Origin of the sequence: Micromonospora sp. WMMD712 (assembly GCF_029581295.1) — a bacterium.
Lineage (GTDB): Bacteria > Actinomycetota > Actinomycetes > Mycobacteriales > Micromonosporaceae > Micromonospora > Micromonospora carbonacea.
On the sequence record NZ_CP120743.1, the window covers coordinates 4953244 to 4976397 of the forward strand.

The 23154-nt window shown below is 72.5% G+C and carries 24 protein-coding genes; 11 read left to right on the forward strand and 13 right to left on the reverse strand.

What is annotated here, in order from left to right:
* Positions 1–76: 76 nt before the first annotated feature.
* Both O7633_RS21540 and O7633_RS21545 read left to right on the forward strand, forming a co-directional pair.
* Positions 77–628 (forward strand): type 1 glutamine amidotransferase domain-containing protein, encoded by a 552-nt coding sequence (locus O7633_RS21540; RefSeq protein ID WP_282323694.1) that lies wholly within the window; start codon positions 77–79, stop codon positions 626–628.
* Positions 629–689: 61 nt separating this feature from the next.
* Positions 690–2360, forward strand: coding sequence for an MDR family MFS transporter (locus tag O7633_RS21545; RefSeq protein ID WP_282323695.1), 1671 nt, complete (start codon positions 690–692; stop codon positions 2358–2360).
* A 58-nt stretch (positions 2361–2418) separates the two neighbouring features.
* Here O7633_RS21545 and O7633_RS21550 read toward each other — a convergent pair whose 3' ends face one another.
* Entirely contained in the window at positions 2419–2910 is a 492-nt protein-coding gene (locus tag O7633_RS21550; RefSeq protein WP_074475290.1) for an NUDIX domain-containing protein, read from the reverse strand.
* 56 nt (positions 2911–2966) lie between these two features.
* Between O7633_RS21550 and O7633_RS21555 the strand changes: the two genes are divergently transcribed.
* The gene (locus O7633_RS21555) at positions 2967–4616 is read left to right on the forward strand and encodes a fatty acid--CoA ligase (RefSeq protein WP_282323696.1); all 1650 of its coding nucleotides are present in this window, start codon (positions 2967–2969) and stop codon (positions 4614–4616) included.
* 220 nt (positions 4617–4836) lie between these two features.
* On the opposite strand, the gene O7633_RS21560 is transcribed toward O7633_RS21555, so the two are convergent.
* From O7633_RS21560 to O7633_RS21580, 5 genes are all read right to left on the reverse strand, one after another.
* Positions 4837–5862, reverse strand: coding sequence for an NADPH:quinone reductase (locus tag O7633_RS21560; protein ID WP_282323697.1), 1026 nt, complete (start codon positions 5860–5862; stop codon positions 4837–4839).
* A gap of 427 nt (positions 5863–6289) precedes the next feature.
* Positions 6290–7426, reverse strand: coding sequence for a glutathione-independent formaldehyde dehydrogenase (locus O7633_RS21565; RefSeq protein ID WP_282323698.1), 1137 nt, complete (start codon positions 7424–7426; stop codon positions 6290–6292).
* Positions 7427–7537: 111 nt separating this feature from the next.
* Positions 7538–8191 carry an HAD family phosphatase gene (locus O7633_RS21570; protein WP_282323699.1) on the reverse strand — a complete coding sequence of 218 codons (654 nt, stop codon included), beginning with the start codon at positions 8189–8191 and terminating at the stop codon, positions 7538–7540.
* A gap of 196 nt (positions 8192–8387) precedes the next feature.
* Entirely contained in the window at positions 8388–9212 is an 825-nt protein-coding gene (locus O7633_RS21575; RefSeq protein ID WP_074475390.1) for a hypothetical protein, read from the reverse strand.
* Between the two features lie 157 nt (positions 9213–9369).
* Positions 9370–10035, reverse strand: a complete 666-nt coding sequence (locus O7633_RS21580; protein WP_282323700.1) for an FKBP-type peptidyl-prolyl cis-trans isomerase — start codon at positions 10033–10035, stop codon at positions 9370–9372.
* Between the two features lie 163 nt (positions 10036–10198).
* On the opposite strand from O7633_RS21580, the gene O7633_RS21585 reads away from it, so the two are divergent.
* On the forward strand, positions 10199–10591 hold the full coding sequence (locus tag O7633_RS21585; protein ID WP_278131180.1) for a PPOX class F420-dependent oxidoreductase: 393 nt from the start codon (positions 10199–10201) through the stop codon (positions 10589–10591).
* A 159-nt stretch (positions 10592–10750) separates the two neighbouring features.
* Here the strand turns inward: O7633_RS21585 and O7633_RS21590 are convergent, their stop codons facing one another.
* On the reverse strand, positions 10751–11161 hold the full coding sequence (locus O7633_RS21590) for a VOC family protein (RefSeq protein WP_282323701.1): 411 nt from the start codon (positions 11159–11161) through the stop codon (positions 10751–10753).
* 123 nt (positions 11162–11284) lie between these two features.
* Positions 11285–11749, reverse strand: coding sequence for a nitroreductase/quinone reductase family protein (locus O7633_RS21595; RefSeq protein WP_178063032.1), 465 nt, complete (start codon positions 11747–11749; stop codon positions 11285–11287).
* A 77-nt stretch (positions 11750–11826) separates the two neighbouring features.
* Here O7633_RS21595 and O7633_RS21600 point away from each other — a divergent pair, with 77 nt between their 5' ends.
* A complete protein-coding gene (locus O7633_RS21600; RefSeq protein WP_282323702.1) occupies positions 11827–12624 on the forward strand; it encodes a TetR/AcrR family transcriptional regulator in 798 nt (265 codons plus the stop codon).
* A 28-nt stretch (positions 12625–12652) separates the two neighbouring features.
* Here O7633_RS21600 and O7633_RS21605 read toward each other — a convergent pair whose 3' ends face one another.
* Positions 12653–13717: a Ku protein gene (locus O7633_RS21605; protein WP_282323703.1), complete on the reverse strand. Its 1065-nt coding sequence runs from the start codon at positions 13715–13717 to the stop codon at positions 12653–12655.
* An 87-nt stretch (positions 13718–13804) separates the two neighbouring features.
* On the opposite strand from O7633_RS21605, the gene ligD (O7633_RS21610) reads away from it, so the two are divergent.
* From ligD (O7633_RS21610) to O7633_RS21620, 3 genes are read left to right on the forward strand one after another with little or no spacing between them, the layout of a single operon-like run.
* A complete protein-coding gene (gene ligD, locus O7633_RS21610) occupies positions 13805–14746 on the forward strand; it encodes a non-homologous end-joining DNA ligase (protein ID WP_282323704.1) in 942 nt (313 codons plus the stop codon).
* Positions 14736–15650 carry a non-homologous end-joining DNA ligase gene (ligD, locus tag O7633_RS21615; protein WP_282323705.1) on the forward strand — a complete coding sequence of 305 codons (915 nt, stop codon included), beginning with the start codon at positions 14736–14738 and terminating at the stop codon, positions 15648–15650. Before ligD (O7633_RS21610) ends, ligD (O7633_RS21615) begins: the two co-directional genes overlap by 11 nt.
* A 51-nt stretch (positions 15651–15701) precedes the next feature.
* Positions 15702–16412 carry a DUF3800 domain-containing protein gene (locus O7633_RS21620; protein WP_282323706.1) on the forward strand — a complete coding sequence of 237 codons (711 nt, stop codon included), beginning with the start codon at positions 15702–15704 and terminating at the stop codon, positions 16410–16412.
* Between the two features lie 131 nt (positions 16413–16543).
* Here the strand turns inward: O7633_RS21620 and O7633_RS21625 are convergent, their stop codons facing one another.
* Positions 16544–17236, reverse strand: coding sequence for a hypothetical protein (locus O7633_RS21625; RefSeq protein WP_282323707.1), 693 nt, complete (start codon positions 17234–17236; stop codon positions 16544–16546).
* A gap of 62 nt (positions 17237–17298) precedes the next feature.
* The gene (locus tag O7633_RS21630) at positions 17299–17586 is read right to left on the reverse strand and encodes a hypothetical protein (RefSeq protein ID WP_282323708.1); all 288 of its coding nucleotides are present in this window, start codon (positions 17584–17586) and stop codon (positions 17299–17301) included.
* A 366-nt stretch (positions 17587–17952) separates the two neighbouring features.
* Between O7633_RS21630 and O7633_RS21635 the strand changes: the two genes are divergently transcribed.
* Positions 17953–18171: a winged helix-turn-helix domain-containing protein gene (locus O7633_RS21635; protein WP_282323709.1), complete on the forward strand. Its 219-nt coding sequence runs from the start codon at positions 17953–17955 to the stop codon at positions 18169–18171.
* Between the two features lie 340 nt (positions 18172–18511).
* Here O7633_RS21635 and O7633_RS21640 read toward each other — a convergent pair whose 3' ends face one another.
* A complete protein-coding gene (locus tag O7633_RS21640; protein WP_282323710.1) occupies positions 18512–20629 on the reverse strand; it encodes an N-6 DNA methylase in 2118 nt (705 codons plus the stop codon).
* Positions 20630–20723: 94 nt separating this feature from the next.
* Between O7633_RS21640 and O7633_RS21645 the strand changes: the two genes are divergently transcribed.
* Together O7633_RS21645 and O7633_RS21650 are read left to right on the forward strand one after the other, a co-directional pair.
* On the forward strand, positions 20724–20897 hold the full coding sequence (locus O7633_RS21645; protein WP_282323711.1) for a hypothetical protein: 174 nt from the start codon (positions 20724–20726) through the stop codon (positions 20895–20897).
* A 195-nt stretch (positions 20898–21092) separates the two neighbouring features.
* Complete coding sequence (locus O7633_RS21650) at positions 21093–21674, forward strand: hypothetical protein (RefSeq protein WP_282323712.1); 582 nt, start codon at positions 21093–21095, stop codon at positions 21672–21674.
* Here the strand turns inward: O7633_RS21650 and O7633_RS21655 are convergent.
* On the reverse strand, positions 21613–22860 hold the full coding sequence (locus tag O7633_RS21655) for a serine/threonine-protein kinase (RefSeq protein WP_282323713.1): 1248 nt from the start codon (positions 22858–22860) through the stop codon (positions 21613–21615). The genes O7633_RS21650 and O7633_RS21655 overlap by 62 nt on opposite strands.
* Between the last annotated feature and the right edge of the window lie 294 nt (positions 22861–23154).

Sequence of the window (23154 nt, forward strand, 5' to 3'; positions counted from 1 at the left end):
GCGATCAAACCTGGCCGGTTTCGGACGGCGGGGCCCGGGAACCGTCCAGGGGAACCCCGGAGAGGAGAGACACGACATGGCAGCGACGACACTGCACGGCAGGCGGATCGCCTTCCTCGCCACCGACGGCGTGGAGGAGGTCGAGTACACCCGACCACGCGAGGCGGTCGAGAACGCCGGGGCGACGGCCGAGCTGGTCTCGCTCAAGCCGGGCAAGATCCAGGCATTCGACCATCTGGACCACGGCGGGACGTACGACGTGGAGGTGACCGTGGCCGACGCGGACGCCGGCCGGTACGACGGCCTGGTGCTGCCCGGCGGGGTGGCGAACCCGGACTTCCTGCGCACCGACCCCGACGCGGTCCGGTTCGTGCGGGCGTTCTTCGACGCGGGCAAGCCGGTCGGGGTGATCTGCCACGGCCCGTGGACGCTGGTCGAGGCGGACGTGGTGCGGGGCCGCCGGATCACCTCGTGGCCGAGCCTGCGCACCGACCTGACGAACGCGGGCGCGACCTGGGTCGACGAGCCGGTCGTCACGGACGACGGGCTGGTCAGCAGCCGCAAGCCGGACGACCTGCCGGCCTTCTGCGCCAAGATCGTCGAGGAGTTCGCCGAGGGCCGGCACTGAGCGCGGCACGCTTCTTCCCGCCCGGCCGGCATGATCCGCGCCGGGCGGGATAGAAGGCGGGATGACCACGCAAGAAAGCCCGGTGTTGCACCCCCGGCAGCTGCGCCTGCTCATGTTCGGCCTGATGACGGGCATGCTGCTCGCCGCGCTGGACCAGACCATCGTCGGCACGGCGCTGCCCACCATCGTCGGCGAGCTGGGCGGGATCGACCACTACTCGTGGGTGGTCACCGCGTACCTGCTCGCCTCCACCGCCTCCACCCCGCTGTACGGCAAGATGGCCGACCTGTACGGCCGCCGGCCGGTGTTCCTCTTCTCCATCGGGACGTTCCTGCTCGGCTCGCTGCTCGCCGGGCTGTCGCAGGACATGACCCAGTTGATCGTGACCCGGGGCGTGCAGGGCCTCGGCGCGGGCGGCCTGATGACGCTCGCCTTCACGATCATCTCGGACGTGGTGTCGCCCCGGGAACGGGGTCGCTACCAGGGCCTGTTCGGGGCGGTGTTCGGCATCGCCTCGGTGGCCGGGCCGCTGGTCGGCGGCTACTTCGCCGAGGCCAACTGGCGGTGGATCTTCTACCTGAACGTGCCGCTGGCGATCCTGGCCATCGTGGTCTGCTACCACGTCATGCGGCTCATCCCGTTCCAGCGGCGGGAGCACGCGATCGACTGGCTCGGCGCGGCGCTGCTGGTCGCCGGGGTGAGCTGCCTGCTGCTCGCGCTGAGCTGGGGCGGCACCTCGTACGCCTGGGGCTCCGCCGTGATCGTCGGGCTGTTCGCGGCCGGTGCGGTGCTGGGCGGGCTCTTCCTGCTCCAGGAGGCCCGGGTCGCCGAGCCGATCCTGCCGCTGCGGCTGTTCCGCAGCCGGACGTTCGCGCTGGCCAACGGGGCGGGTTTCGTCCTCGGCCTGGTGATGTTCGGGTCGATCATCTTCATCCCGCTGTATCTCCAGATCGTCAAGGGCGCCTCGCCGACCCGCAGCGGCCTGCTCATGCTGCCGATGATGGCCGGCATCATCGTCACCTCGATCCTCACCGGCCGGGCGATGACCCGGATCGGCCGGTACAAGTGGTTCCCCGTCGCCGGGTCGGCGGTGCTGCTCGCCGGCATGCTGCTGTTCACCCGCCTGGCCGTCGACACGTCGCTGTGGCTGGCGTTCGGCTACCTGACGGTCATCGGCGTCGGGCTGGGGCTGTCGATGCAGTCGCTGATCCTCGCCGTGCAGAACTCGGTGGGCCCCCGCGACCTCGGCGCGGGCACCTCCTCGGCGACGTTCTTCCGGTCGCTGGGCGGCTCGTTCGGGGTGGCGATCCTCGGTGCGGTGCTGTCGTCCCGGCTCGCCGACCAGCTCGCCGCCCGGATGCCGGCCGCGCTCGCGCAGCTCCCGCCGCAGCAGCGGGCGGCGGTGCTGGCCGGCGGCGGGAACAACGTGTCGATCAACGACCCGGCGACGATCCTGGCCCTGCCCGGCCCGGTCCGCGCCGCCATCCAGGCCGCCTTCGTGGAGTCGCTGCACCTGGTCTTCCTCACCACCGGGCTGATCGCCGTCGTGGCGGTGCTGGTGACCCTGGCGCTGCCGAACGAGAAGCTGCGCGAGGCGGGGCCGCGCGGCGCGACGGGCGGGGCCGACCCGCTGGGCGGGAAGGCTCCCGCCCCGGGCGGCAAGCCGCTGGCGAAGGAGTCGCGCGACGAGGCCGCCGCCGAGATGGAGGCCAAGAGCCAGACGATGCTGTGAGCCCCGCCCCGCCCCGCGCGGCCCGGCCCCGGCGGCCGGCCCCGGCCACGGGCGGCGGCTACTTGAGGATGAGGCGGTTGGCCTGCTCGAAGACGTCCAGGTCGGCGAGGGTCTCGGTGACGGAGGCCGACAGCGGGGCGGGGAACCGGTCGCGGTGGAAGAAGCCGGCGTCGGTGGTCTCGTCGGTGACCCGGACCAGCTCGCCGTCCCAGTCCTCGACGCGGAAGGCGACGGTGAAGAGCTGGTAGGTGTGGCCGAACATGTTGGTGGTGATCCGGTCCGGTCCGGTGTAGAGGGCGAACGCCCCCACCCGCAGGGCGCGCAGCCCCGTCTCCTCGCGCACCTCGCGCACCGCGCAGTCGGCGATCGACTCGCCCAGCTCCATCGCGCCGGCCGGCATGGCCCAGTGGCCGTTGTCGGAGCGTTGGATCAGCAGCACCCGGCCGGCGCTGTCGCGGACCACCGCGCGAGCGCCGACGAACATCAGGGTGCGGTCACCGGCGAGGGCGCGAAGCTGCCCCACGTACGAGTCGGCCCAGGAGATGCTCACCCGGACAACCTAACGGGGGTTCCCAACGGATGACCGCCGACACTAGCTTGTTACCCATGCGTAGCACGATGATGGACGCCCCGCTCCAGGTCGCCCGGATCCTCGAGCACGGCGCCACGGTGCACGGCACCGCCGAGGTGGTCACCTGGACCGGCGGCGAGCCGCGGCGCATGTCGTACGCCGAGGTGGGGCGGGCGGCGGCCCGGCTGGCCCACGCGCTGCGCGACGAGTGCGGGGTGACCGGCGACGAGCGGGTCGCCACGTTCATGTGGAACAACAACGAGCACCTGGTGGCCTACTTCGCGGTGCCCAGCATGGGCGCGGTGCTGCACACGCTGAACCTGCGGCTCTTCCCCGACCAGGTCGCCTACATCGCCAACCACGCGCAGGACCGGGTGGTGCTCGTCGACTCGACGCTGATCCCGCTGCTGGCCCGGGTCATCGGCGAGCTGGCCACGGTGCGGCACGTGGTGGTCGTCGGCGGGGGCGACCCCGCCCCGCTCGTGGCGGCGGCGGGCGACCGGATCGCCGTACACCACTGGGACGCCCTGCTGGCCGGCAGGCCTGAGGTCTTCGACTGGCCGGAGGTCGACGAGCGCGACGCCGCCGCCCTCTGCTACACCTCCGGGACCACCGGCAACCCCAAGGGCGTGGCCTACTCGCACCGGTCGATCTACCTGCACTCGTTGCAGATCTGCATGCCGGAGGGGTTCGGCCTCGGGCCGACCGACCGGGAGCTGGCCATCGTGCCGATGTTCCACGCGATGTCCTGGGGGCTGCCGTACGCGGCGTTCCTCTCCGGCGCGTCGCTGGTCATGCCGGACCGGTTCCTCCAGGCCGCCCCCATCGCCGCGATGATCGCCGCCGAGCGGCCCACCCTGGCCGGCGCGGTGCCGACGATCTGGACCGACCTGCTGGCCCACCTCGACGCGCACGACGTCGACACCTCCTCGCTGAAGGAGGTCATCGTCGGCGGCTCGGCCTGCCCGCCCGCCCTCATGCACGCGTTCGACGAGCGGCACCACATCGACGTGATCCACGCGTGGGGGATGACCGAGATGTCCCCGCTGGGCTCGGTGGCCCGGCCGCCGGCGGGGGCGACCGGCGAGGACGCCTGGCGCTACCGCTACACGCAGGGCCGCGTCCCGGCCGGGGTGGCCGCGCGGATCGTGGGCCCGCTGGGCGAGCCGCTGCCCGCCGACGGCACCTCCGTCGGGGAGCTGGAGGTCCGGGGGCCGTGGGTGACCGCCCGGTACGTCGGCGACGACGCCCCGGACGAGGAGAAGTTCCGCGACGGCTGGCTGCGCACGGGCGACGTCGGGACGCTGTCGCCCGACGGCTACCTCACCCTCACCGACCGGGCGAAGGACGTGATCAAGTCCGGCGGCGAGTGGATCTCCTCGGTCGAGCTGGAGAACGCCCTGATGGCCCACCCGGCGGTGCTGGAGGCCTGCGTGGTGGGCGTGCCGGACGAGCGCTGGGACGAGCGGCCCCTGGCCACGGTGGTGGTCCGCGAGGGCGCCGAGGTGACCGCCGAGGAGCTGCGCGACTTCCTGGCCGGCTCGGTGGCGCGCTGGCAGCTGCCGGAACGGTGGGCGTTCGTCGAGGCGGTGCCGAAGACCAGCGTCGGCAAGTTCGACAAGAAGGTCGTCCGGTCCCGGTACGCCGAGGGGGGCCTGACCGTCCGGGAGTTGACGACGCCGTAACAATTTCAGGCGCACCGCCGCCTGAATGGGCAGGGAAGTACTCCTAGACCTCCCTCCCCCCAAGGGCGGCCCCGGCGTTCGCACCGCGCCGGGGCCGCCCGCCCAGGGGCGGTTCACCCGCCCCTCCATTCTTGCGAAACTTGTTCGGCTCTGTCCTGGCGACGGGGAAAACAGCCGGTGAACGCCCCACTCCGGTGCCGGCCCGGTCGACGCCCGCGCCCTACCCGGCGTCCGTCTCCCCGGTCGTCGTCACCAGCACCTTGCCGACCACCGAGTTCTCCACCGCCGCGTGGGCCGCCGCCGTCGCGCCCAGCGGGTGACGGTGCAGCGGCAGCCCGGCCTCCGCGCCCACCCGGATGCCGCCCTGCGCGGCGGCCGCCGACACGTCGGCGACGGCCTGCGCCTTGGCCGCCGCCGGGGCGGTGTAGACCAGCACGAACTGCCAGCGGGCGTTGGGGGCCATCAGCGGCCGGATCGGCAGCGTCACCTCGCCCCCGCCGTCGTCGGCGTAGACACAGACCGCCCCGCCGGCACGCAGCACCTGCACGTCGGTCGCCGCGTTGCGCGCCGCCGACACCTCGACGATCGTGTGCACGCCGTCCGGGGCGATCCTGCGGACCTCCTCGACGACGTCCTGCTCCCGGTAGTTCACGACGAACGACGCGCCGGCCGCCGCCGCGAGGTTGGCCTTCTCCGCGCTGCTGACGGTGGCGACGACGGTGGCGTCGGCCCAGCGGGCGAGCTGGATCGCCGCGTTGCCGACCGCGCCCGCCCCGCCCTGCACCAGCACGGTGTGGTCGGCGAGCGCCCCGGGGTGCAGCCGGCCCGGCATCGTCTCCCCGGCGGTGAGGCAGCGGTGCGCGGTGAGGAACGGGATGCCGAGGGCCGCCCCCACGTCGAAGGAGGCGTCGCCGAGGGGCACCGCCTGCCGGACCGGCACCACCGTGTACTCGGCGGCGGTGCCCCACGGGCGTTGCCAGGCGGCCTCCCAGAGCCACACCCGCTCGCCGATCAGGTGCCGGTCGACCCCCGCCCCGACGGCCTCCACCACCCCGGCGCCGTCCTGGCCGGGGATCTGCCAGCCCGCCGGCGGGGGCGTGGCCCGGCGGGCCTTCCAGTCGGTCGGGTTCACCCCGGAGACGGCCACCCGGACGAGCACCTCGCCGGGCCCCGGCTCCGGCACCGGCCGGTCGACCAGGCGCAGCACCGAGGCGTCGCCGTTGCTCTCGTACACGATCGCCCGCATCGCCGTCTCTCCTCACCCTCGCCTGCGGCGGGCCCGGCGCGGGCCCACCTCCGTCCGCTACCCGGGTGATCTCGCTTCATTCCGATCCCGCCCGCCACCGGAACCGTATAGCCAGGTACACGGAGGTAGGGGAGTGCTGATGCGGGACAAACCGGTGACGGGCGTGACGCCGCCCCCGACGGGCCGGGCCGCGCCCGGGGCGGACCGGCCGGTGCCGGGGGCGGACCGGCCGAGTTCGGGGGCGGGACGCCTCGCACCGCCGCGTGCCGAGCCACCGCGCCCAGCATCATCGCGCCCGGAACCACCGCCGGCCCCCGGGGATCCGGCCGGCCGGCGGCTGCCGTGGACGAGCCGGAGCCGGGCGATCTGAGCCCGGCGCGGGGCTGGGTGGCCATCCGGCCGGATCCACCGCCCGCGCCGGGCCGGCCTATGCGGCCGGCTTCAGCACCACCTTCGAGTAGCCGGCCTCCCGCTGGTCGAAGCGCTGGTACGCCTCCGGCGCGTCGGCCAGCGGCAGCTCCTTGCTCACCACGAAGCTCGGCTTCGCCCGCCCCGCCATGATCATGTTCCGCAGGTACTCGTTGTACGACTTCACGTTGGCCTGCCCCGTCCCCATCCGCAGGCCCTTCTCGAAGAACTTGCCGACCTTGAACACCAGTTCGCCCCGGCCCGCCCGCTCGTCCGGCGCGCCCGGGTCGTGCGCCAGGTACAGCCCGACCACCCCGAGCGACCCGGTCGGCCGGACGACCTCCACGAGGCTGTTCAGCACCGCCGCCGGGTGCTCCTCGCCGCCCGCCCCGGACGCCTGGTAGCCCACCGCGTCCACGCCCCGGTCGGTGCCGACCCCGTCGGTCTGCTCGCGGATCTGCTCCACGGGGTCGCCGGCGGTGAAGTCGACCGGGATCGCGCCGATCGACTCGGCCAGCCGCAGCCGGTCGGGGACCTTGTCCACCAGGAACACCTCGGCCGCGCCCATCAGCAGCGCCGAGTACGCGGCCATCAGCCCCACCGGCCCGCCGCCCATCACGGTGATGTTCTCGCCGGGGCGCAGCCCGGTCATCGCCACCCCGTGATACCCGGTCGGGAAGATGTCGGCAAGCATCGCGAAGTCGTTCTCGTGCTCCGTGCCGGGCGGCAGCCGCAGGCAGTTGAAGTCGGCGAACGGCACCCGCAGGTACTCGGCCTGCCCGCCCCGGTACGGCCCCATCGCGACGTAGCCGTACGCGCCCCCGGCGAAGCCCGGGTTCACCGTCAGGCAGAACCCCGTCTTCCCCTCCCGGCAGTTGCGGCAGAACCCGCACGCCACGTTGAACGGCATCGAGACCCGGTCGCCCTTGCGGATGTGCACGACCCCGGGCCCGACCTCCTCCACCACGCCCATGTTCTCGTGGCCGAAGACGATGCCCGGCTCGGCCAGCGTGCGGCCCTCGTACATGTGCAGGTCCGAGCCGCAGATCGCGGTCGTGGTGATCCTGACGATCACGTCGTTCGGCGCCTCGATCCGCGGATCGGGGACCTCGTTCACCGCCACCTCGTGCGGCCCCTGGTACACCACAGCCCTCATGCCACCGACGGTAGGCGGGCAAGCCGGGTGAAGACCGCGATTCAGGCAGACCGGTCGGCCGATCCGCCTGATCCGCCGGCCCGGCCCCGTGTCCGCGCCGCCGGCCCGCAGTCAGCCGAGGTCGGCGACGACCTCCGGCGTCAGGTCACCCACCGCCGGCAGCACCACGGCCGCGAGCGCCTCGGCGTCCGGATCCAACGGGTACGCCCCGTGCGGCACCGCCACCACCCGCATCCCCGCCGCGGCGGCCGACCGCACCCCGTTCGAGGAGTCCTCCACCGCCACGCAGCGCGCCGGCTCGACGCCGAGCCGCCGGGCCACCTCCAGGTAGACGTCCGGGGCCGGCTTGCCCCGCTCGGTCTCCTCCGTCGACAGGGTCGCGCCGAACGCCTCCGTCAGGCCCGTCGCCGCCAGCGCCGCCGCGATCAGCCGCGTCGGCGAGGAGCTGGCCAGCCCCAACGGCCACCGCGCCGCCAGCCGGCGCACCACCTCGTCGGCCCCGTCGATCACCGGTACGCGCTCGGCGTACCGCCGGGCCATCTCGTCGACCACCTCGACGGCCACCTGCTCGGCCGTCCGGTCGACGCCCAGATCGCCGCTGAGGTAGCGGGCCCACTCGCCCGTGCTCATCCCCATCAGCCGGCGCTGGGTGTCGGGCTGCCAGGTGCCGCCGTGCGTCGCCACGTACGCCCGGCGCACCTCCTCCCAGACCGGCTCGGAGTCCACGATCACGCCGTCCAGGTCGAAGACCACCGCATCCGCCACGGCACCATCCTGCCCGAACCGCCGGCAGCCCGCCCTCCGGGGCGGCCCGCTACCGGCAGCTCGTCGGCGGCGGGTGGTCCGCTACCGGCAGCTCGTCGGCGGCCGGTGGTCCGCCACCGGCAGCTCGTCGACGGCGGGTGGCCCGTCACCGGCCGCTCGGCGGAGGTCCGGCGGCGTGCGCCGCGACCCCCGGGTGTCAGGCCGGCAGCGGCGGCAGGCGGATCGGATTCTCCGGCGGGATCACCGTGTGCCCGGCCCGGGCCAACGGCTCCAGCAGCTCCCGCAGCCGGTCGGTGCGCTCCGCGCCGAGGGCCTGCCACGGGTGCAGCGCGGCCACGTCGGTGGCGTCCTCGACCGCCCGGAACTCCGCCCGGCCGTGCTCGGTCGGCTTCCCGTCCCCGGTCAGCCAGCCGCGCTCGACGAGCCGCCCGGCCGCCGCCTCCCACTCCTGCGGCGACCAGCCCCGGCCCAGCAGGTTCAGCTCCGGCATGCCCTCGGCGACCCGCCAGGCGAGCGTCTCCACCGGGTCCAGGCCGGCGGCGACCAGCGCCGCGATGTGCCCGTCGCCCCGGTGCTCCCGCAGCGTCGTCGCGGCCTGCCACAGCCGGGCCAGCGGGTATTCGGCGGCCGGCAGGGCGGCGTTGGCCGCACCCAGCACCCGGCCCTCCGGCCGCGCCGCGCCGGCGGCCTCCTCCAGCAGCTCGGCGGCCTCCGCGAGGTGCCGCTCCGGCAGCTCGTACGCCAGCTCCGCGAGCGCCTGCACGGCACCGGTGAGCCGGGCCCGCAGCGCCTCGGCCGGGGTCACGAGCTGCCACACCGCCGGCACCGCCCGCGCCACCACGGGCGGGGCGAAGCTGAAGAACGCGGCCACCACCGGGGCGGCCTCCACGGCACCCAGCGGGGCGACCCGGCCGGCGAAGTAGCCCCGCCAGAAGCCACGCAGCCCGACCGCCTCGAACGCCGCCCGCGCCCGCGGATGGAAGTAGGTCACGGTGTGCACCGGCTCGAAGTGCGTCCACATCAGCCGGGCGAGCCCCGGATCGTCCAGCGCCGCCACGTGCACCTCCGCGTCGATGGGGTCACCGTGCGGCAGGCGGGACCGCCCACGGTGACCCCGAACCTACTGGTCGTAGGCGACGGGAAGAAAGACTGTTGTGAACTACCGCACCAGGTGGGGGCTACTGCGCGGCGAGCACGTCGACGACGAACCGCAGCGGGCCGGCCGGCCGGCCGCCCGAGGAGTCGTTGCCGTACGCCAGGTCGGCGGGGATGTCGAGCTGCACCCGGCTGCCCACCTTGACCCCGACGAGGCCCTGGTCCCAACCCTTGATGACCTGGCCGACGCCGATCGGGAAGGTGGCCGGCTGGCCGCTGTTCCAGGAGGCGTCGAACTCCTTGCCGTCGGCGTAGAACACGCCCACGTAGTTGGTGGTGATCTGCTGCCCAGACTTCACCGCCGCGCCCTTGCCCTCGATCAGCGTCTTCACGGTGAGCTTCTTCAGCTCGCCCTTGCCCGCCTCGACCTTCGGCTTGGTGGCCAGCGCCGGGTCCGACCCCTCGGGAAGCTGCGGGGCGGGCGGCGCGGTTGGCGGCTGCTCCTCGGCCGGCGCGGACGCCGACGGGGCCGAGGCGAAGTCCTCCGGCGCGTCGTCCTTACCCTGGTTGACCACCACGAACACGGTGATCAGCACGCCGACGACGGCGACACCGGCGAGCGCGCCGACGATCGACTGGAGGCGGCGCTTCTTCTCGGCGGCCTTCTTCGCCGCCAGCTGGGCGGCCAGCCGGCGCTCCGCCTTGCCCGGGCCCTGGCCCGCCGACCGGTTCTGCACACGCTCGCTCACGTCGACTCCCTGATCAAGAGGTGGGGGGCCCGGCGGCCGCTGCCGAGGCCAGCGCACACGGTACCCGCCCTGCTGCCCACGGTGCTGCCTCGGCCGCCACCCGGACCGGTCCGGCGGCTGCGGTTGCCGGCGCGCGGGCGTCGACGGGGGTAGCTTTTCGACCATGGCGATCCTCACCGAAGAAGACCTGGCCCTGCTGGCCGAACCGCAGCTCGCCCACGTGGCCACCATCGAGCCCGATGGCAGCCCGCACGTGACGCCGGTCTGGGTGGACACGGACGGCGAGCACATCGTGTTCAACACCGCCAAGGGGCGGCAGAAGTACAACAACATCCAGCGGAACCCGGTCGTGGCCGTCTCCGTGGTGGACAAGGCCAACGACTTCCGCACCCTGTGGGTCAAGGGCACCGCCGAGTTCGTCGAGGAGGGGGCCGACGCGCACATCGACAGGATGGCGCAGAAATATCTCGGCCAGGAGACCTACCCGTTCGGGCAGCCCGGCGAGGTGCGGGTGATCGTGCGGATCACCCCCACCCAAAAGCTCGGCCGCGGCTGACCTTGCAAGGAAGGGCCCCCTGTTAACGCATACGGTAGAGAAGGGTTCCCTTCTCACACCCCAAGGGAACGGCTGGCAAGGGGCCCTTCCTTACCCCCCGATGCGCCTGGCGAGATGCTCGCCTCCTGCGGCCATGTTCAGCGCAGCTCCTGGAGCCGTTCAGCGCAGCTCCTGGATCCGGACGAGGTTGCCGGCGGGGTCGCGGAAGGCGCAGTCGCGCACCCCGTACGGCTGCTCGGTCGGCTCCTGGACGACCTCGGCGTCGCTGGCCTGGATCTTCTCGAAGACGCCGTCCAGGTCGGGCGTGGCCAGCAGGATCCAGCCGTACGTCCCCTTCGCCATCATCTCGGCGATCATGCGCCGCTCGTCGTCGGTGATGCCCGGGTCGACGGCCGGCGGGGCCAGGAGGATGCTGGTGCCGGGCTGGCCGGCGGGGCCGACGGTGATCCAGCGCATGGTGCCGGTGCCGACGTCGTTGCGGACCTCGAAGCCGAGCACGTCGCGGTAGAACGCGAGGGACTCCTCCGGGTCGGTGTGCGGCAGGAAGCTCGTGTGGATGGTGATGTCCATGCCGATCACGCTAGTTGCGGCCGACTGACCTGCGCTTCTTGATTCCTGATCGGTCCGGCCGCCGGTTCGTGTCGCTGGTCCGGTCGTCGGTTCGTGTCGCCCTTCCGGCCGCCGGGCGGCAGCCTATGCGGGCACCGGGGTCAGGACGACGATCGCGGTCTCCCGGCCCCGGTGGGCGGCGAGGCCGTCGAGGTCGCCGTAGCCCTGGTAGCCGTGCAGCGCCGACCACAGCCGGTCGCGCTCCGCGCCGGTGGCCCGGTGGGCGGTCACCTCGCGGGACCCGCCGCCGAGGTCGACGGTCGCCCGGGGGTGGGCCTGGAGGTTGAGCCACCAGGCGGGGTCGGCCGCGTCCCAGCCGTTCATGGCGAGGGTGACGAACCGGTCGCCGTCGCGGATGTAGCCGACGATGACGGCGCGCGGTCGGCCCGAGCGACGGCCGGTCGTGCGCAGCCGCAGCATGCCGAACCGCCCGCCCGGCGTCGGGGCGCTCAGGCCCACCCGGTCGGCGGTGAGGCGGAGCAGGGCCTTGTGGCCCAGCCAGGCGCTGCGGACGAACCACCTCGGCGGGGGTTTGGGGGAGGTGCCCATGACGACCTCTTTTCTACGTTGTAGGTCTACAGCGTAGATTACGCCCTACGTCGTAGGGCGGCAAGTAGGATCCGGAAATGCCCCGACGCGCCGACGACCGCTCCGCGACCCGTGCCCCCGCCCGCCTCAGCCGGGAGACGATCGTCGCCGCCGCGATCGACCTCGCCGACCGGGACGGCCTCGCCGGGCTGAGCATGCGGCGGCTCGCCCAGCACCTCGGCGTGGACGCGATGTCGATCTACTACCACCTGCGCGACAAGGACACCCTGCTCGCCGCCATGGTCGACGCCGTCGCCGCCGAGATCGAGACAGCCGTCGTGGCCGCCGAGGTCGAGGCGGCACCCGTGGCCGCCGACGTCGCGGCCGACGTCGCGACCCCCGGGCCCGGGGCCGACGGCCGGGTCGACGCCGGGGCCGGCGCGCTCGGCCCCGGGCCGTGGACCGACCAGCTGCGGGCGCTGATCACGCGGGCCCGCCGGACCATGCTGCGCCACCCCTGGGCGGCCCGGGTGCTGGAGGCCCGCGACACCCCCACCCCGGCCGTGCTGCGCCACATCGAGCGGGTGCTCGCCGTCATGCGCGGCGGCGGCTGCTCGGTGGGCCTGAGCCACCACGCCCTGCACCTGCTCGGCAGCCGCATCCTCGGCTTCAGCCAGGACCTGTTCGACGATTCGCCGGACACCGCCCCGACCGGGGAGGCGGCCGCCGCGCAGGCCGTCGCCTGGGCCGAGACCATGCCGCACATCGCGGAACTCGCCGCCGCGGTCTCGCACAGCGGGGCCCTCGGCGGCTGCGACGACGAGGACGAGTTCGCGTTCGCCCTCGACCTGCTGATCGAAGGGCTCGACCGGCGGCGGCTCGCCGAACAGGGCTGACTGCGGGGCCGGTCCCGGAGCGACCCGGCTAGGCGGTCTTGCGGGGCGCCGCCTTCTTCGGGGCGGCCTTCCGCGCCGGTGCCTTCTTCTCGGCCTTCGCCCCCGTCGTCTTCGCGGTGGCCTTCCCCGGGGCCGCCTTCTGCGCACCCTCGGCGGCCTTCGTCCCGCCGCCGCTCCCGCCGGCCTTCTTCGCCGCCTTCTTCTCGGCCGTCCCGCGCGCCGGGGCCTTCGCCTTCTTCGCCGCCTTCGTGGCCTTCTGCGCCGACCGGGCCGACGTGATCGGGGTCGGCCCGCCGCCGGACTCCGGCTGCTCCCCGCGCGCCGCCCGGGCCCGCTCCACCGACGCCTTCAGCGCCGCCATCAGGTCCACCGCCGCCGCCGGGGCCTCCTCGGCCTCCTCCGGCGCGACGACCTCCCGGCCCTCCACCTTCGCGTCGATGACCTCCTGCAACGCCGCCCGGTAGTCGTCGGTGAAGACCTCCGGCTCGAACTCGCCCGCCATCGAGTCGATCAGCGAACTCGCCATCGCCAGCTCCGGCGGCCGGACCTTCAGGTCCTCGCCCAGAAAACCGAAATCGGGGGTACGCACCTCGTCCGGCCACAGCATCGTGTTGAGCAGCAGCACCCCCTCGCGTACCCGCAGGGTCGCCAACTGCTCCCGCTGGCGCAGCGCCACCTTGACGATCGCCACCCGCTCCGAGTCGGCCAGCGCGTCGCGCAGCAGCACGTACGGCTTCGTCGCTGCGCCCTCCGGCTCCAGGAAGTACGCCTTGTTGTAGAGGATCGGGTCGACCTGCTCCGCCGGGACGAACTCCAGCACGTCGATCGCCCGCGACGTGGTCAGTGGCAGGTCCGCGAAGTCCTCGTCGGTGAGGATCACCATCTCGCCGCCGCCGATGTCGTAGCCCTTGGCGATGTCGTCGTAGGTGACCTCCTCACCGCACACCGAACAGGTCCGCTTGTAGCGGATGCGCCCCCCGTCGTCCCGGTGCACCTGGTGGAAGCGGATGTCCTTCTCCTCGGTGGCCGAGTAGAGCTTCACCGCGATCGAGACCAGCCCGAACGAGACGGCCCCCTTCCAGATCGCCCGCATCCCCCGCTCCTCTCCCCGGCTACAGATCAGGATCGCAAAGGATCGAAGCGGGCGCGATGACTTCTGTTGCCCTACTACAGTCAGGAAATGCCCGGCGCGCCGCTGAAGCCGATGCTCGCCACGACCGGCCCGCTGCCCGCCGGTGAAGACTGGGCGTACGAGTTCAAGTGGGACGGCGTACGCGCGCTCGCCGACATCGTCGGCGGCCGGCAACACCTCTACGCCCGCTCCGGCGTGCAGATCACCGCCGCGTACCCGGAGTTGATCACCCTCGCCGAGCAGGTCGACGACGCCCTGCTCGACGGCGAGGTGGTGCTGCTCGACCGGGCCGGTCAGCCCTCCTTCACCGCGCTCGCCGAACGGATGCACGTGCGCGACCCGGCGAAGGCGGCCCGGCTCGCGGCGAGCGTACCCGTGACGTACCTGATCTTCGATCTGGTGCGGCTGCGCGGCGCGGACCTCACCGGCCGGCCCTGGCGCGACCGCCGCGACCTGCTGGAGGGCCTCGGCCTCGGCGGCGCGCGCTGGGCCGTGCCCCCCGTCTTCGCCGACGGGCCCGCCACCTACGAGGCGGCCGGCGAGCACGGCCTCGAAGGGGTGATGGCCAAGCGGGCCGGCTCCGCCTACCGGCCCGGCGTCCGCTCGCCCGACTGGGTCAAGGTCAAGCTGGAGGTCACCGGCGACTTCGTCGTCGGCGGCTGGCGGCCCGGGGCCCGCAGGATCGGCGGCCTGCTCGTCGGCGTGCCCCGCCCCGACGGCCGGCTCACCTACCGGGGCCGCGTCGGCGGCGGCATCGGCGCGGCCCTCGAACGCGAGCTGCTGCGCGAGCTGGAACCCCTGCGCGCCGACAGCTCCCCGTTCGCCGGCGACGTGCCCCGCGAGGACGCCCGGGGCGCACACTGGGTGGACCCCAGGGTCGTGGTGGAGGTGAAGTACGGCCAGCGCACCCCCGACGGCCGGCTGCGCTTCCCCCGGGTGCTGCGGCTGCGCCCCGACAAGCCGCCCGAGGAGGTGGACGATGCCGGCTGACCGGCTCAAGGTCGACGTGCAGGGCCGCCCGCTGGAGCTGTCCAACCTGGACAAGGTGCTCTACCCGGCGGCGGGCTTCACCAAGGGCGAGGTGATCGACTACTACACCCGCATCGCCCCCGTGCTCCTGCCGCACCTCGCCGACCGGGCCCTCACCCGCATCCGCTACCCCAACGGCGTCGAGGACAAGAGCTTCTTCGAGAAGAACGCACCCGCCGCCACCCCCGCCTGGGTACGCACCGAGAACCTCCCCGCCCCCGGCTCCACCAGGGGCCGCGAGACCATCGACTACGTCGTCGCCGACGACCTGCCCACCCTCGTCTGGCTGGCCAACCTCGCCGCCCTGGAGCTGCACACCCCGCAGTGGAAGATCGGCAGCCACCCCGACCTGCTGGTCGTCGACCTCGACCCCGGCCCCCCGGCCGGGCTGCGCGAGTGCAGCCAGGTGGCGTTGCTGCTGCGCGACCGGCTGGCCGTTGACGGGCTCGACTCCCACCCGAAGACGTCGGGCAAGAAGGGCATGCAGCTCTGCTGCCCGATCGCCGGCACCCAGTCCTCGGACACGGTCTCCGACTACGCCCACCGGGTCGCCCGCGAGCTGGCGGAGACCCACCCGAAGCTGGTCGTGTCGAGGATGGCGAAGAACCTGCGCGGCGGGAAGGTCTTCATCGACTGGAGCCAGAACAACGCGGCGAAGACGACGGTCGCGCCGTACTCGCTGCGCGCCCAGCCCGTGCCGGCCGTGTCGACGCCGCTGACCTGGGACGAGGTGGCAGCCGGCGCGGCGGGCAAGCGCCCGGCGGCGAAGCCGTACACGGCCGCCGAGGTGCTCAAGCGGGTGGACAAGCACGGCGACCTGCTCGCCGGCGTGCTCACCGCCGGCCCCGAGGTGCCCGCCGGCTGACGCGCCGGCTGAGTCCGTCTCGCCGACGGAAGAGCGTCGTACGCTCACTTGGTGCTGCTCACGTACGTCGACGAGTCGTTCACCGAGCGTCTCTACTGGATCGGGGCGCTGCTGGTGCCGGACGGGGTGGCGATGCCACTGAGCGAGGCGCTCGATCGGGTAATGCAGCATGCGGCGAAGACATATGACGTGCCGCCCGGGACCGAGCTGCATGGCTACGACATCTTTCACGCCAGGTCTGTCTGGAAGGGAGTGCCGCCCCGTGCCCGGATCGCGGTCTACCGCGCCGCCATGGAGGCGATCGGCGCTCACGATGTCACGATCATTATCCGTGGCGTGAAACGGCCAGCCCTGGCCAGGAGATACGCCGCATCCGCCCGGCCAGCACACGAGGTGGTGCTGTCACACCTGCTGGAGAGAGTCGACGGGTATGCGGCGAGCCGGGAGGAGTATGCGCTGGTCATCGCCGACGAGGTGCAGGAACAGGCGGCGCACCGGGCCGACCTCACGCGGTACCGGGTGTCCGGGACCGGCGGGTACCGGTCGAGGAAGCTCACGCGCATCGTCGACACGCTGCACTTCGCCCCGTCATACGCCAGCCGGCTCGTCCAGGCCGTCGACCTGGTGACGTTCCTCTACCAGCGCCTTGACCGGCCCGGTGCCGATCCACGGGAGGTGGCGGCCAACGAGCGCCTGTGGTCTCTGGTCGCCTCCCGCTGCTACCACTGCTGGTGCTGGGACCCGCTGGCCAAGGTTGCGTGACCGTGCCCCGGATGCACGAAGGGCCCGCTGACGCGGGCCCTAAGGCGGGTGCGGGAGCCCCGAAGGGCGTCCTGCGACCTCCAGGCTAGCAGCAGTTTGTGTGTCACACCCGGAATGTCCAGCGATTCTTCTCACCGCCGTTCGTGGCGCGGCAGCAGCGCGGCGGCGACGAGCGCCAGCACCACCAGCACCGCGAAGACGAGCTGGGCCGGGGCGAGCACGAACCCCTTCCGGCCGTCCTCGCTGTCGGCGAAGATCAGCAGGCTGCCGGCCAGGTAGAGCGCGCCGACCACCAGCAGGTCGGGCCACCGCAGCCAGGGCCGGTGCCGACGGTACGGCGAGACGAACGACTCCACGACCGCGATCGGCGCGCAGACGCTCAGCACGACATGGTTGCCGACGTAGTCGAACGCCTGCCCGACGCTGAACCCGAGCACCGGCACCCGGGTCTGCGCGGCGGCGGCGTCGAAGTCCGCGAACTCCGTGTCGTCGAGGAAACCGGTGTTGAACAGCGACTGGTCGACCAGCCCGGCCTGGACCACCCCGAACGCGGCGGCCAGCAGCACCATCGCCGGCCAGCCGCCGCCGGTGCGCCGGGCCGCCTCGCGGACCAGCAGGGCGGCCCCGCCGTACAGGGGGCTCAGAAAGATCAGGACCAGCGGATAGTCGGTGACGACGAACCCGCCCCACGAGCATTCGGCGGCCCACGGGGCGAGCACGAACAGGGCGAGCACCGGCGCGAGCCGACGCCAGCGGCCCGGCTTTGGCGGTGGCTCGCCTTCCACGGCAGGTGAGGTGATCCGTGGCTCCCCGCGACCAGTCATCCGTACACGGTGCAGAGTCGACGGTCGCCGGGCAACGGTCGTGGGTCTACACCCCCGGGTGCCTACCGCCCGCGCCACCCGTAGGCCCGCTGGTTGCGGCGGGTCGCGCACGGCGCGAGGTGGTCGCTGGGCAGGCCGCACCGCGCGCCGCCGGCCAGCCGCCGGTCACAGAACACCCGATGATGTACGCGCTGCTCGTCCTCGGTCGACACGGTCACCTCCCCGACGTCGACACACCGGGTGAGCTGGGCCAGGACCCGCGCCGCCGTGCGGGCGAGGATCCGGGCGCGGAGCAGGTCCGGCACGACGATCGGCACGTGCACGACCCACCTGCTGTTCGGCCCTCTCATCGGCTTGGGGCCGGGGTCTTCGACATTCCAGTGCCCTTCCGCTGGTTGGGGTGGACCTGCCGGCGCAGTCTCACTCGACGTGCGACGGCAGGGCGCAATCGGGGCCGGGGCGGCCGGGCCGGGGGAATGGCTCGGCCGCCCCGGAACGGGGGGAGTGGTGCTGACGTGACGAGCCACCACCACGGCAAGCGCCAACCGACCGCAGGTACCACGTCACTGAAAGCGACCGTACGGAGCTTTTGGGGCTATGTCAAGAGTAGTCGCAGTGTCACCACCTATGTCAGCACTGCCAAATGGCTTAGGTGTTTTGCCTGTCTCAGGGAATGGATCGATACTGGCAGCGCCAACCGACTGCAAGGGGTGCTCGTGCCTATCCCGCCCACCATGAACGAGCTGCTGGAGGATCTCGTTAGGCGCATCGACGAGGGGGAGTGGCCTCCCGGGGCCCAGTTGCCGGCCGGTCATGTGTTGGCCGACGAGTACGACGTGTCACTGTCCACCATCAACAGAGCCTGGGCGACCCTGCGGAAACGGGGCATCCTGGTGGGCCGCCCCGGCCGAGGTGTCTTCGTCGCTGAGCGCTAGGGAAGGGGCCGCGAAGGGGCCCTCACGTGCGCGGAGAACAGGCCCCGGGCAGGTTCGCCGCCCGCATCCCGCACGTATTACCCCCGCATGCGCGGGGAGCAGCCCCGCGCCCTGCTCGGCGAGTACGCCCGCCTAGGATCACCCCCGCGTGTGCGGGGAGCAGGGCTTCCTGACCTGCGGCGCTAAAGATCAACTGCTTCGTTTCCCTTCGCTTTGCCTTGCAAGATCATTTCCGTTCGAAGGGTGTGACGATTGGTCGCAGTCGGTTCAGCGTACCGGTGAGATCCCTTTCGGGTCCTGGGCTGGGAGGGGGCTTCGGGTGCCACGGGCTCCGTCGGTCTCAGGCGGGATGGGCCGATGAGGGCGACGTGATGCCGAGGGTGCCCACGACGAGGTTGTCGCCGATTTCGCGGGCCAGGGTGGCACCGGTCGTCGTCGCCTGCTCAAGGGCGTTGCGGAACTCGGCCAACTGCCGGAAGGCGCGGCCGTACGCCTGCTGCTGGTGCAGCGGCAGTACCGGGATGGCGAGGCGTCGTACGTCGATGCGCAGTGTGCCACCTGCGGTGCTGGAGCTGCGGCCGGCGACGCGCAGGTTGTCCGTGCGGGAGATGACCCCGGCGACGAACCACGGATCGAAGCGGGTCGTGTCGACGCGCAGCAACTGGATGCCTGGCCCGATCTCGGCACCGACCTGGTCCGGAGTGGCGACGCGGGCGCTGATGGTGTGGCCGACCACGGGGATGAGGATGTCGCCGGCTAGCACCTCTGGCCCGGAGCCGTCGGCCGCCCTGCGGGCCGCCGAGCCGGTCGCGGGGCCGCCGGACAGGATGTCGGCGACGGTCAGCACGGCGGTGCTGCCGGTGGCAGCGGTCGATCGGCTGCGGGAGACGGCTCGTTGCACGGTGATGCTGCCGGACCGGATCAGGTCGGCGACATCGGCCTGGGGTGCTTCGCGTAGCGGTGCTTCTGGTGCTTCCTGCACAGCGGGCAGCGTGCGCTTCAGCCTGTCGAGGAGCTTGCCGAAGTCGGCGATGCCGGCGATGACCTGCGCTGGGCTGGTGGCCAGTGCGCTGCCCTGCGGAAGGTGGCGTTGTGGTGTCAGGTCGACCTGGTCGTCGAGCAGGTCGATGACCGGCAGGGCGCGGTGGACGCCGGGCAGCTCCGCGTACTGGTTAGATCGGTAGGAATCCCACGCGGAGCCGACGATCTCGCTGGGCGGTCGGTCCGCCGAGGCGGTGGCGTCGACCATGAGCAACTCTCCGGCGCGCGGCCGGTGCGGGTCGGGCTGGGCCAGGACCCAGATGTGCAGGCCGATGCCGGCTGGCGGCATCATGCCGGCGGGGAGGGCGACGACCGCGCGCAGTGCCCCGTGGCGGATCAGCTCCGCGCGAACCCGGCGACCGGCCGGGCGCGACGCGGCAGCCGGGGGCATCAGCACCACGGCGGTGCCCGTAGGTGAGAGATGGGCCATGGCGTGCTGCACCCAGGCCAGCTCGGGCTCGGTTCGCGGGGGCAGGCCGTAGGTCCAACGGGGGTCGTAGGCGAGGCGGTCGTGGCCCCAGTCGTGGACGCCGAAGGGGAAGTTGGCCACGACGACCTCGGCCCGCAGATCGGGCAGGCCGTCAGCGAGCAGGCTGTCTCCGATGTGCACGACGGGTGGCTTCGCATCGTGCCTCGCCTGTCGGGCGCGCAGGTGCACGAACCACAGCCGCAGCAGGGTGATCATGGAGTACTGCGGGTTGATCTCCTGGGCGTAGCACCGGATGGTGGTGCCGTCGCGCAAAGCCCGGTCGGCGGCCATGCGCAGGATCGACCCAGTGCCGCTGGCGAAGTCGAAGACGTGGGCCCCGGAGCCGGCAAGGGTCAGCATCACATCGGCGACGGCGTCCGGGGTGCCGGCCAGGCCGGACAGGGAGTGGGCGGAGGTCACGTACCGGTGGTGCAGGTGCTCGAACGCGGCTTCTGCTCCCTGCTCCGCGCCGAGTTCGTCGACCGTGCGCAGGAGCGTGGCGAGCTGCGGAGTCCACTGTTGCGGCAGCACGTCGCCGATCAGCGTCGCCAGGTCGGGGTCGAGGGTGCGGAGGTGGTCGACGAGCTGCCCCGGGGGCGGCAGGTCGTCGCCGCCGGGTTCGGCCTGGTCAGTGCGGACGAGCAGCAGTGCGCCGGCGATGCCGAGCACATCGCTGATCTGCGAGGCGGGCTGGTAGCTCTCAATGTGCCGCCAGGCCCAGTGTGCGGTGCCCGGCTGATGCAGCCGGCCGTGTCGGCGCAGCCAGTCCGTCACCTCTCCGGCGTCGAACGACGGACTGGCAGGGGTGCCGCCCACGGGTGCCGGGAAGTCGGCATACCGGCGACGCCAGTTGCTGACCGCCGCCCTGCCGACGTTGGCCAGCCGAGCGATGTCGCTGGCGGTCAGGGTGGCCTCGCTGGAGGCGGCCGTGCTCCGCGCTTTCCTCACACGTGAACGCTAGCATGGCGATCTGTCTTGTGTACTCGGTTCACAGGATCTATCTTCCTTGGTGATCCCCTGGATTGACGCCTTTGGAGGGCCCATGCCACGCCGTGGCCGAAGCACGACCATCGGGAAGTTCGCCAAGTTCCACCAGGACCGTCGGGTGTCCGAGATCCGGGTGCTCGGCGAGTTGCTGCGCCGCGGAGGGCACCACGCCCCCGGCGCTGCTGCGCAACCGCCGCCCGACGTGCGGGAGGTCTCGGCAGCCAGCTGACCGGCCAGCTCTGCACGCAAGGCCGAACCCGCACCCGCACCGACAACCGAAGGAGGACCATGAACACCCTTGCTCGTACCGCCGCCATCAACCGTCCTGTCGTCGTGCTTTCCGCCGATCCCCTACGTCCGCCGAGGCGCGCGGCGGTATGGCTGCCGCGCCCCGGACGGCATGGACTCCCAGGCGTACGCACGGGTGCGCCTTGACCCGGTTGTGGGTGCCGCCATCGCGGACGCCTACCTGGCGGCCCCGGTCCGGGACGAGCGGGCCCGGGCCGCGTACGCCGTGTTCTGCCGGGAGACGGTCCGGCAGTACGCCTTCCTGGTGGGTCGGGTCGAGTTCGGTGGCCTGGGGGTGACGGTGCGGATCGTCGACGTCGACCCCTACCCGGACGCCGTGTCGATGGTCGACGACGTGCGGCGGCGCCGGTTGAAGGTGTGGGCCAGCGCGGCCACCGGCAACCCGCATCCCTTCCTCAGCGACGAGGAGAACGACATGTTCCGGGCCGTCCACGACGTGTTCGGGCACGCGGCGACCGGGCGTGGCTTCGATCGGCACGGCGAGGAGGCGGCCTGGTTGAAGCACAGCGCGATGTACTCGCGGCTGGCGGGGCGTGCTCTGGCGACCGAGACGCGCGGGCAGAACTGTGCCCGGGTCTACCACTACCCGGACGGTCGCTTTCCGGAGCAGAAGGCGGTGTTGCTGTCCCGGGCCTTCAGTGATCCGTGCCGAGTGTGGAAGGCGAGCGTGGAGAGGAGTCCAGCCCCTGCCCGGTGAGCTGCGCGATCTCCTGCCGCAGGCCGAGCACCTCGGGATGGTCCCGGTCGTCGGCCCGAACCCGGCCGTCCAGCAGCGTCTGGAGCTGGCGCAACGCCCGGCCGTGCTCGCCGAGCGCCACATGCGCCCGAGCGACCCGCAGCCGCAGATCGAAGGCGACGGGATCGCCGTCGCCGTGCTGTGTGGCGCGCTGGTCGGCGAGCCGTCGCCACAGTCGCGCGGCAGCCCGGAACTCGCCTGCAGCGTGCAGCCGGTCTGCTTCCCTGGCGGTCGGCTCCACGTTGGGCTCGGTCTGGGCGGAGCTGGTCGTCGTCGTGGGGCGAGTCTGCTGCGGGACTCGTCCCACGATGGCGGCATAGCTCTGCACCGCCTCGGCGGTGTCGGTGAGCACTCCGGGAATCGGCGGCCGGTCCAGGGAGAGCGGTGCTAGCACTTGATAGACGTCGGCGACGGAAGCCGGCCGGTCCCGGGGGTCGATCGCCAACAGCGTGTGCACCAGGTCGTCGAGCGCGGCGGGGGTGTCCGGTCGTAGCCGGGCGGGGCGCGGTGGGGGGCCGTCCAGTTGGTGCCGCACCGTCGTCATGGTGGTCACGCCGTCGAATGGCGGGCAGCCGGTGAGCAGGTCGAAGAGCGTGGCACCCAGGCCGTACAGGTCCGTGCGGTGGTCGGTGGGCTCCCCGAGGATCTGTTCGGGTGCCATGTAACCCACCGTGCCCAGGCTCTGCCCGCTCTGGGTGATCCGCGAGTATCGGTCGTCGCCGTGTATCGCCGCCAGGCCGAAGTCGAGCACCTTCACCGCGCCGCTGGTATCCAGCATGACGTTGCTCGGCTTTAGGTCGCGGTGTACCAGGCCGATCCGCAGCGCGGCGAGCAGGACGCTGCTGATCTGAGCGCCGATGGCGGCGACCCACCCGAACGGAACCGGGCTCTGCTCGGCGACCAGGTCCGCGAGCGTGAGCCCGTCGATCTTCTGGAAGACGACGTACGGACGGCCGGCCTCGTGGCCAAGGTCGTAGACGGCCGGTACGCCAGGGTGGTCGAGGCGGGCGGTCAGTAGCGCCTCCCGCCGGAACCGGCGTACGGCCTCCGGGGCAGGGAGGGTGGCGCTGACGAACTTTACGATGACCTGGCGGTCGAGCAGGGTGTCCCGGGCCGGCCAGACCTCGCCCATTCCTTTGTGTGCCAAGGGGTTCCGGCCTAGCTCATACCGGTCCTTGAGGCGCTCGCCGGTCAGCACGGGGCCCAGCATAACCCCTGAATCGGACGGCCTCCGCCGACAGTCGACTGCCCGAGTGTGGACTTTGGTGAACCCCGAACACAAGATCAGCCTTGCAAACCATGTTCACAAGATGCTTCAATGTGCCTCGGCGGGGACGGCTTCGCCTGCGCCGCCGTTCATGTTGCGGGATAGAGCGCCGGTCGACCGTGTCTGGTTCGCGACAAATCTGACTCTCGCGCCCACGCCCAGGCGCCAGGCAAA